This is a genomic window from Candidatus Woesearchaeota archaeon, assembly GCA_021734105.1.
GTDB lineage: Archaea > Nanobdellota > Nanobdellia > Woesearchaeales > SKGA01 > SKGA01.
This window is the reverse complement of record JAIPJP010000034.1, coordinates 1-8,586: the sequence shown is the minus strand read 5'-3', so window position 1 is coordinate 8,586 and position 8,586 is coordinate 1. Positions and strand designations below refer to the sequence as shown.

Genomic DNA, 8,586 nt, shown 5'->3' with positions numbered 1-8,586 from the left:
TATTTCCTTTAATGACCAATCCTCAGTACAAGCGATCAATTAAAAAGAAGGTAAATGAAAAAAAAGCCCAGCTCATATTAGAAGCTAATGGTATGAAACAATCAACGCTATTTGGCGATACGAACATGGTCTCGTATGATAAATTCTACAATCAATTGGTGCAACAAGTGGAGTGTGTTATGCAAGCCTATAATCACGCCAAAGCACATAAAATCCAGGCTGAGAAACTAAACAACAACAGCGGTTTTCATTTAGCTTTGGCCAAAACATATCAAGAAATTAAAACAATGCAAAAAGAATTATAAGGGAAGTTTATTTATAGTATCTAGTTTATTTTTTTTACTTGTAAATTTCTTTTTTGCTTCGTTATTTTCATAGGCAACATAATTCCAAAGCAATGATTCTATATGCGCTATATTTAGCGGTGATCGAACCAAAACATTTTTTTCCTTTTGATAATCAATTAATACGTTGTTATGTAACTTTTGAAAATAAGCAACTGTTTCTAGTTTTGCTTTAATAAACGGATTATATATGTGTACACCTTGCCGACCGAGATCTTCTTCTAAAACGTGCATTGCCAAAATAACATGATGATCAATTGCGTCTTCTCGTCCTTCTCGTCCTGCAAAAATAAGCTCATTATTAATTGAATAAAAATCTCTGCCAAATTTTAGTTTAGCATATGTTGTTTTATAACAATTATGTCCGCTGGAAAGTTCAAATGTTCGTTGAGGATTATCTTTAACCGCATCTCTTAGCACAATTCCTTCAATGGTAAAATGAGGATATATCTCTTCTGTTTCAAACGATGGCATGTTGCGCACAATAACTATTCCTTTTTCAGGTTTGTAATTGCAAAATGGTCGTGCATACATATCATTTTTAGTGAACGTTTGTTGTACTAGTTGTGCTCGAATATGATCATACAACAAAACAGTTCTAAATTCTTGTGTCGAATAATGAACGCCTTCAAAATCCCAACCATAATAATTTTTTTCTTCAGAAACGTCTTTTATTTGCTTAATAAATGCTGATTTTAAATCCAAATTCTCATTTTTGCGATAGCGAACAGGCATAAGCGCGCCTTTTTTTAGTGTTGTATGACTTGGCGAAGATCTAAATAATTTCGAACCAGAAGGTAAAAGCAGTATTTGCGATAAAGGATTAATTTTTTTAAGTAAATGCGTCACGCGATGTGCTTGCCATTCATAAGGTGTTTTAAGAAACTTTTTTGAGAAAGGAATAATTATTTTGTTTTCATCAACTAATTGTTTAGTAATGTTTTCTTTATTATGTATGTATTGTCCCCAAGATATACCTGAATTTACTAAAAGAGGTTCGAGTTGTTCTTTGACTCCCCGCCGAATAAATTGATTTTTTAATCCAGACATGCATAACCAAAATACTAAGAAGTTTAAAAACTTATGTCGAAGTAAAACCATCATTTATAAAGAATCAAATGGTCTCATAAAGAACTATATTGTCTCTATAAATGTTTGAATTTCTATCCAAGACTTTACACGAACAACATTTGATTTTGTAATAGGATCATGATTCCATGGTCTGTCAAACAAAAAAACAATATGTTTCACACAAGATGCACATTCTTCAGCATAGGGCAAATAATCTTCTATAAGTATATCAATTCCTAAATCTAAACAAAAATCTGCTTTTTTTCTGTGAGAGTCTGGTTGTAACACCCAATCTCCACTAAAATGTATGCTAGTAAACATATCGGGGAAAAAATCATTTAACCAATCAAGTGTAATTTTTGAGACTTCTTTTGGTCGAGAGGTAATCACATGAAGCTCGTGTTGGTTTACTAATTTATGTAGTACATCTTGTGCTCCTTTAACAGGTAATATTGCTTTAGCAAAGGGTGATTGGAAAAAATGTGCAATGCTGCGTTCTACTTCTGTATGAGTCATCTGTAAATGTTTGGAGAAATGAGTATGTTCAAATTCTTCAGAGGTATGTTCGGTTCCATGTTTATCATTATAGTATTGTAAATAACTCTCAGTAAATTCAGCTAAAACGCCATCAAGATCAAATCCTATTTTCATACTGTTTTTGAAACGAAATGCTCTTTAAATGTTTCTATTATAGCAGCAATATCTTTTTCTGTAGAAATAGTTTCTATGAATTTTCCTCGCGCGCTCACTCCTTTCGTGAGCCACGATAAATTTGCTTTTACAACACTAAGCGGCAATTCGCTTGCGCCGTCTAAAAACTCAAGAACAAACTTCTTTTTTTTAGCACCCATACCGCTATGTTGTCCATTGATAAGTAATTCTGGGTCTTTTCGTAAGGGATCGTACGCACCACTTGTTGTTAGCAACTTATGTTTTATCTGCTCAAAAATAAAAGGATTTGAAAGTGCTGCTCGACCTATCATTACCCCCTGACAACCTACATGTGCTAGTTGCTCATACGCTTCGTAAGAATCAACATCGCCATTTAAAATAATCTGAACAGTCGGAAAATCTTCTTGCAAACCAACAACTGGCTCAACTAAAACAGGATGCGTATAATTATAACGAAGAGGACGCAAATGTATATAAATTTTTTTAATACCAACTTCAGAAAGTAAAAAAACATATTTGCGAATACAAATATCTTCTTTACTTGTACCTAATCGTAATTTTACACTAGGAATAATGCCTTTTTTTTCACACTCAATAACTAGCATTTTTGCAACGTCTTGCATGATGACTTCATCTAAAAGCAATCCGCCGCACACCTTGTTGTTTTGCATCGTTGATTGTGGACAACCCATATTCAAATTAATCTCAACAATGCCCCTTATTCGCTCTGTAAGAAAATTTACTGCAGCACTAACCTCTGCTTTAGATCCTGCGCCGATTTGAAAAATCGTTTTAGAAATATCTGCTAAGGGAAGAATTAATTTTCGCCGATAATAAGTATGAGTTATTTTTTTAGCGAGTAAAAGTTCAGAGAAAACAAAATCTGCACCCTGTTGTAATAATAAATGCCTATACAAAGAATTACCAAGCGTATTTATTGGGGCAAAATAAAGAGGAAACATCATTAATACAACGTTCGTAGTCTTTGATTTAATGAATTAACAAATTCTTCATATTCTTTATAGTGTTTACTTCCTGAGTTAAAGAAAAACTCTTTACAAGCATCTAAATCACCACGTCTAATGTCTGGTAAAATATTATCTATAATGTAATCTATAAGTTCAATTTCGAATTGTTTTCGTTTAGCTAGTTTTTCTGAATCTATATCGCTATCATCAACGCCTTCAAAATATAAATTGTAAGAATCCCCAAAAACTAGTGAGAAAATCATTTCTGTTCTTTTAAGATGAAATTCGCTAGTAATAACTAAAATACGTTCCCAATGATGTGTATCAACAACCATCGTTCGTGCAAAATAAGCATTTTGCCAAGTATCTTCTGAACGTTCTTCAAATTTAAGATGTTCAGGCGCAACTCCTTTTTCTCGTAAATAATGTTTCATGAGTCGTGCTTCGCTAATAACTGGTTCGCCACGTCCCTTCCCACAAAGCACAAGATGATGCACTGCATCCTGATCGTAGAGTTCTTTAGCACGCTTAAGTCGTTTAATAACCCATGATGGAAGCGTTCCATCTTCTTGTATGCCTCCTCCAAGGATTATTGCACATTCATAAAGTTTTCCCATGTTCTTAGCATCATATCATACGTAGAAGTATTTAAGATTTGTTCTTTTTTGATTTTCGCCAATGTGTTCGTTTCAAAAGTATTGCTCGTCGCAATGCGCGAGCCATAGTTTTATGTGATAAATGTCTTTTAAGTATTTTAATATTATTGTTTGCCCATTGTTGTTGTTTTTTAGTATCTGCAAGAAGAGTCATTGTTTGATCCAGTAATTCTGATGTAAGCAAAAATTCTGGTATGCTAATGAGCTGAAAACCAAATTTTTCTATATCGCTAACATAAACTGGATATTCATAAATAATAGGGATGAGTCCTGAAGCCATGATTTCAAGAAAGTTATTACCAAATCCTTCAATTTCGCTAAAATACGTTGCAATACCATTAAGTTGTGCAAAAATAAGCGGATAGTCTTCAAAACGCAGGGTTGTGTTTTGGTCTTGTGCAAAAACTAAAAGTACATTATTTGTTTCATAGTTCTTAGAAAGTTCTTTATGAAGCGCTAATAATTTTTCTTGTTGATTGTCTGCATCATTGCCACTAATAAGAAAATAAATTGTTTTATATTTTTTTAGAGAGTCTGTTTGTTGCGCTTGTTTATAGAGAGCAAAAGCGAAGCGAAGCGCAAAATCTATTCGTTTTCGCCCCACCATACGTGTATGTTGTAGTATAAATAATGTTTCGTCTACAGAACTTTGTAGTGCTAAAAGTTTTTTATGTACCTTAAATGCGTTAAAGAATGTTGTAACTTTTTCTTGAAATTTTTCTTGCTTTAAATCTGTATGATTTTTAATAACCATATCAGTTGTGTTATAAATGACGTTATTGCTTCGCAGCATCTTTTCATAAAATCCGGGTTTTTTTCGGTCTAGTTTAAGAAAATAAGGTTCTGCAATACGAAGCTGAAGTGAATTAATAAAAACGATGTGTTCAATATACGGCCCTGGAATTCCTTTAAGCACATAACGTTCTATTTCTTGTGCAGGGAATAAAAATGTTGGTCGCTCAAGATGCGAATCATGCCACCATAGTATATATTTAGGTGTTTTGTTTCCTGATAATATTTCTTCTTGATAATATCTGCTTAGTGCAACGCCCAAAATAAAGTTTGCTGGAAAACACGTATTATGAGCTATAATAATATCAATATTATTTGTTGTAACAAATGTTTTAATAGTTTCTTTCGCTCTAGTTATAGCATCTTCTATGCGTGCTCGTTCTTCGTTACTAAAACCAGTCTCATAACGTGCTTTTGCAAGGTTATTTAATGGTCCATCTGCATGAAAATCATCATAAACCTGTATACAATCTTCTTTTTTACCTGCTTTACCCACTAAATAAAAAATATTTTCTCGCGGAGCACCTAATTGACCCACAATAACATCTTCAACTTGTTGCATGACAATTGAGACACCATCTGCAAGACCCATAAAGCTATGCAGCATGCCAAATCTGAGTTGAGGTATCTTGTTTTCTGTTCGTTTATATTTCTCTTTAATGACCGGTAAAACCATAATAAAACAATTCAACAGCCGCCTCCTTAAATATCTTGTTATAGATTTTAAAAAAAATTAATTCAGGAATCAGCAATTTTTGCTTTAACTTGACAACCACCCAAACACAAGACCAATTCATGCAACTGTTTTTTGCAAAAAACTAATACTGGTACAACACCAAAATCCTAAAAAAAGCAAAGCAATATGTTAAATAAATACTTTAAACAAAGCATGAAAAAAAGACTCTAAGGAGATTTAGCTACTCAAACAAGTCTGAAAAGAAACAAATTTATATAGTGCAAACAGTATGATAAAGTGGGATGTTAAAAAAAGAGTTGTTGGGTTTTTTAGAGAAAGAAGGCTTTTCTAATCAGATTATCACAGCAATCTCTAAAGTTCCTCGGGAGGATTTTGTTCCACTCAAACAAAAGTTTAATGCGTATAAGAATGAAGCCATTCATCTTGCGGATGGTTCTTCTATTTCTCAACCGTCAACAATTGCATTCATGCTCCAAGAGCTCGATGTAAAACCAACCTCTAAAATCCTTGAAATTGGCTCTGGCTCGGGTTATGCACTCGCTTTACTTGCAGAAATGGCTCCTGGCGGCGAAATTCGCGGTATTGAGCTTAATGATGATCTCGTTGAAAAATCTAAAGAACGTCTTAAAAAACACCAACATATACATATTCACAAGGTTAATGGAAGAGGTGGTTTTTTACGCTACGCGCCTTATGATAGAATTCTAGTCAGCGCTGCTTATCCTTACGTGCCCTACAACTTACTTGACCAACTTAAGATTAATGGGGTTATGGTGGTTCCTGTTGGTAATCATGTTGTTCGCTTAAGAAAACGAATTGACGGCGTCTCTGAGAAAGAATTTCCTGGCTTTGCCTTCGTGAAGATGAAATAAAGAAAAAGACGTATTCTTAACAAACTTGAATAATCAATTCAACAAATAAATAGCTAGATTAAGTATGCTTGCAAACGTGACCCACAGCGCGTAAGGGATGAGAAGATAAAACCCAACTGTTGAGACAGGATACGTTAATACCATCGTGTAGATGAGTGTTCCCAGCAAGATAACTATTTCTATAAACGCTAGTAATGGCGCTTGCATCGTGAAAAAGAAAAACGACCAGAAGAAGTTTAAAACAAGCTGGGCGATAAAAAAGATGAGTGTGAGTTTTGCATTGTGCATCCATAAGAGATACAAAACAACCCCCATGAAAATATACAAGAGCGTCCACACTGGTCCAAAGAGCCAATTAGGTGGATTAAAGGAAGGTTTATTCAGGCCATCATACCATGAGCCAGGACCGGTATCAGTGAAGAAACTAGAGAGAAACCCAACGCCCAAGCAGAGCACGACACAAATAACCAAAACAACCCATTGCACCATAACAAAGAACTACAGTAAAAGAACTTAATAAACCTTGCTAGAAAAGAAGCAGTCAACCTGGCAGACTTGAACCAAAAAAAGCATCATCTGCGAGAAAACATTATAAATCGAACAATCCTTCAAAAACAACTATACTTTCAAGATATTCTTTGTAATTCTTTGTTCGATGAATCGCGTTTTTGTATATTTCGAAACCATTGATTATTTCTTTCCCTTGACCAAAATTATACCGTATAGTATGTTTTTCACACATAGCAGGATCTCTATCGCGACCTACCAGATTGTTGAATTCTTCGTAATCTCTAATTTGAACAATATTTATTTCCGATGGACCCCTGAGAAATAGTTGTAGATTTGAGGAAACCATACTTGATTTGCATCAAATGGATATATCTTTATGATAAGTTCTTTATTTAATGTTTTAATTATTGTATTTTCAATACTGCAAACAGACTCCAATATTTCTTTTATTTCCCGTCTATGCTGAATTGCATCGGGTTTAATCATATAAATTCCGTTGGTCATTTGTCTAACTTTTTTCATAGAAAGTTTATGTGATTTGGTTCATTTCTATTTTCTTTGTACTTTTTTATTTTTGTCATTATTCCATTAATATCTTCATCTGAATAAGGCGTATCTAAAATGTCTATTAAGTGGTTTTTAACTCTGTTTCTACAGACTTGCGGACACAAGGAGATGTTTGAGTTTATCTTTTGATGTAATTCTTTTCTTCTTTCACCAAACCAGATATCATCAAAACTATCAGTAACTAAATTACCTATTATATATTTTTTATCCATTGCAAATTCAACGCAAAAAGAAAGATTTCCTTGCCAATCAACATTAGCAACCCATCCATGAGATGTGCAAGGAGAATTTAATTCAGTTGATTCAAATAGTTTGTCAGTAAAAAATGAATTGTAAAAAACCTCTGTTTGAAAGTTATTCTTAATCTTCGCACCATTTTTTTTCACATATTCATTTATTTTTTCTATCGTATTAAAATTAAGTTGATTTTTTGGATCCCGATAATTAATTTCGGGTTTTATGGCTACATAGTCTATGTTGGCTTCCAACTCAAATATTTCTTCTAGGGAGTCATATATTTGATTTAAATCTTTACTATTAAGTTCGTTTATAAGAAAACTAACTCCAAGTGTTGTAAGGTGTCCTTTTTCTTCATTAAATTTTGCAAGATTATGAATATTGTTTATGACAGTTCCATAATAATTTTTTTTGTACGATGAAATTCTTGATGCATTTTTTTTCCTGCATTTAAGCTAACTCGGACATAAGTTGGCTCGACACCAATTATTTTTTCTGAGAGATTTTCTTTTTGATAACTTCCATTTGTATATAGTGATACATCGAAACCTTCTTGTTTCGCAAGACTCATTGCGTGCACTAGTTTTCGGTGGATTGTAGGTTCACCTCCTCCTGAGAAAATTAATGATTTTGTACCTGCGTTTTTTAATTTAGAAATAAGTATGGTAATATTTTCTTCAGTCATACTTTTGCGCGCCATGCCTTGTTGCTGTTTTCGTATAAAATCGAAGGTACAACCTCGACAAGAGTAGTTACATTCATTATTTAGTATGAAGTCAACAGTAATTGGTTTAATATTTAAAAAGTCTCCTTCGAGAGTTTTTTTGAAGTTATCTTCATGCCATATTAATCTTTCATAATATCTCTCAGCAGCTTTAAATTTATTATTTAACATTAAAATTTCACTAATGAATGGATTTATTCCTTTTGTTTCTTTTTTGTTCATTTTTCTAGAAATTCTATTCGATTATTTTTTTTATAATTTTCTTCAACAAATACCATTGCCTTATTAAAATAAACACAATCGCAATTATCGCAAGTCATTTTATTTTTATTTTTTATTTCGTCAATTACATGATTGTCAGCAATAATATCTTTTATTGATTGATTATTAATATTTCCTAGTTGATATCTGTTGCTTCCCGACCACCTTCCACATATACTTACGTTTCCTGTTGCTTCAATATATAATCTCATCAA

The 8,586-nt window shown here is 33.1% G+C and carries 13 protein-coding genes; 2 read left to right on the top strand and 11 right to left on the bottom strand.

What is annotated here, in order from left to right; translation table 11 throughout:
- Window positions 1-305: hypothetical protein (locus K9M74_05395; protein MCF7799311.1), on the top strand; the 305-nt coding region annotated here is incomplete at its 5' end.
- Here the strand turns inward: K9M74_05395 and K9M74_05390 are convergent.
- From K9M74_05390 to K9M74_05370, 5 genes are all read right to left on the bottom strand, one after another.
- A complete protein-coding gene (locus K9M74_05390; GenBank protein MCF7799310.1) occupies window positions 300-1,394 on the bottom strand; it encodes a hypothetical protein in 1,095 nt (364 codons plus the stop codon). The genes K9M74_05395 and K9M74_05390 overlap by 6 nt on opposite strands.
- Before the next feature lie 84 nt (window positions 1,395-1,478).
- Window positions 1,479-2,066 carry a hypothetical protein gene (locus tag K9M74_05385; GenBank protein ID MCF7799309.1) on the bottom strand — a complete coding sequence of 196 codons (588 nt, stop codon included), beginning with the start codon at window positions 2,064-2,066 and terminating at the stop codon, window positions 1,479-1,481.
- Window positions 2,063-3,052: a tRNA-dihydrouridine synthase family protein gene (locus K9M74_05380; GenBank protein ID MCF7799308.1), complete on the bottom strand. Its 990-nt coding sequence runs from the start codon at window positions 3,050-3,052 to the stop codon at window positions 2,063-2,065. Before K9M74_05380 ends, K9M74_05385 begins: the two co-directional genes overlap by 4 nt.
- Complete coding sequence (locus K9M74_05375) at window positions 3,052-3,672, bottom strand: YdcF family protein (GenBank protein ID MCF7799307.1); 621 nt, start codon at window positions 3,670-3,672, stop codon at window positions 3,052-3,054. Before K9M74_05375 ends, K9M74_05380 begins: the two co-directional genes overlap by 1 nt.
- A 31-nt stretch (window positions 3,673-3,703) precedes the next feature.
- Window positions 3,704-5,179 (bottom strand): glycosyltransferase, encoded by a 1,476-nt coding sequence (locus K9M74_05370; protein ID MCF7799306.1) that lies wholly within the window; start codon window positions 5,177-5,179, stop codon window positions 3,704-3,706.
- 302 nt (window positions 5,180-5,481) lie between these two features.
- On the opposite strand from K9M74_05370, the gene K9M74_05365 reads away from it, so the two are divergent.
- On the top strand, window positions 5,482-6,072 hold the full coding sequence (locus tag K9M74_05365; GenBank protein ID MCF7799305.1) for a methyltransferase domain-containing protein: 591 nt from the start codon (window positions 5,482-5,484) through the stop codon (window positions 6,070-6,072).
- Between the two features lie 33 nt (window positions 6,073-6,105).
- Here the strand turns inward: K9M74_05365 and K9M74_05360 are convergent, their stop codons facing one another.
- From K9M74_05360 to K9M74_05335, 6 genes are all read right to left on the bottom strand, one after another.
- On the bottom strand, window positions 6,106-6,561 hold the full coding sequence (locus K9M74_05360; protein ID MCF7799304.1) for a tryptophan-rich sensory protein: 456 nt from the start codon (window positions 6,559-6,561) through the stop codon (window positions 6,106-6,108).
- 100 nt (window positions 6,562-6,661) lie between these two features.
- Window positions 6,662-6,814 (bottom strand): hypothetical protein, encoded by a 153-nt coding sequence (locus tag K9M74_05355; GenBank protein MCF7799303.1) that lies wholly within the window; start codon window positions 6,812-6,814, stop codon window positions 6,662-6,664.
- Between the two features lie 65 nt (window positions 6,815-6,879).
- A complete protein-coding gene (locus tag K9M74_05350; GenBank protein MCF7799302.1) occupies window positions 6,880-7,104 on the bottom strand; it encodes a hypothetical protein in 225 nt (74 codons plus the stop codon).
- Window positions 7,101-7,637 carry an SPASM domain-containing protein gene (locus K9M74_05345; protein MCF7799301.1) on the bottom strand — a complete coding sequence of 179 codons (537 nt, stop codon included), beginning with the start codon at window positions 7,635-7,637 and terminating at the stop codon, window positions 7,101-7,103. Before K9M74_05345 ends, K9M74_05350 begins: the two co-directional genes overlap by 4 nt.
- A 134-nt stretch (window positions 7,638-7,771) precedes the next feature.
- Window positions 7,772-8,332, bottom strand: coding sequence for a radical SAM protein (locus tag K9M74_05340; GenBank protein ID MCF7799300.1), 561 nt, complete (start codon window positions 8,330-8,332; stop codon window positions 7,772-7,774).
- Window positions 8,329-8,586: SPASM domain-containing protein (locus tag K9M74_05335; protein ID MCF7799299.1), on the bottom strand; the 258-nt coding region annotated here is incomplete at its 5' end. The genes K9M74_05340 and K9M74_05335, both read right to left, overlap by 4 nt.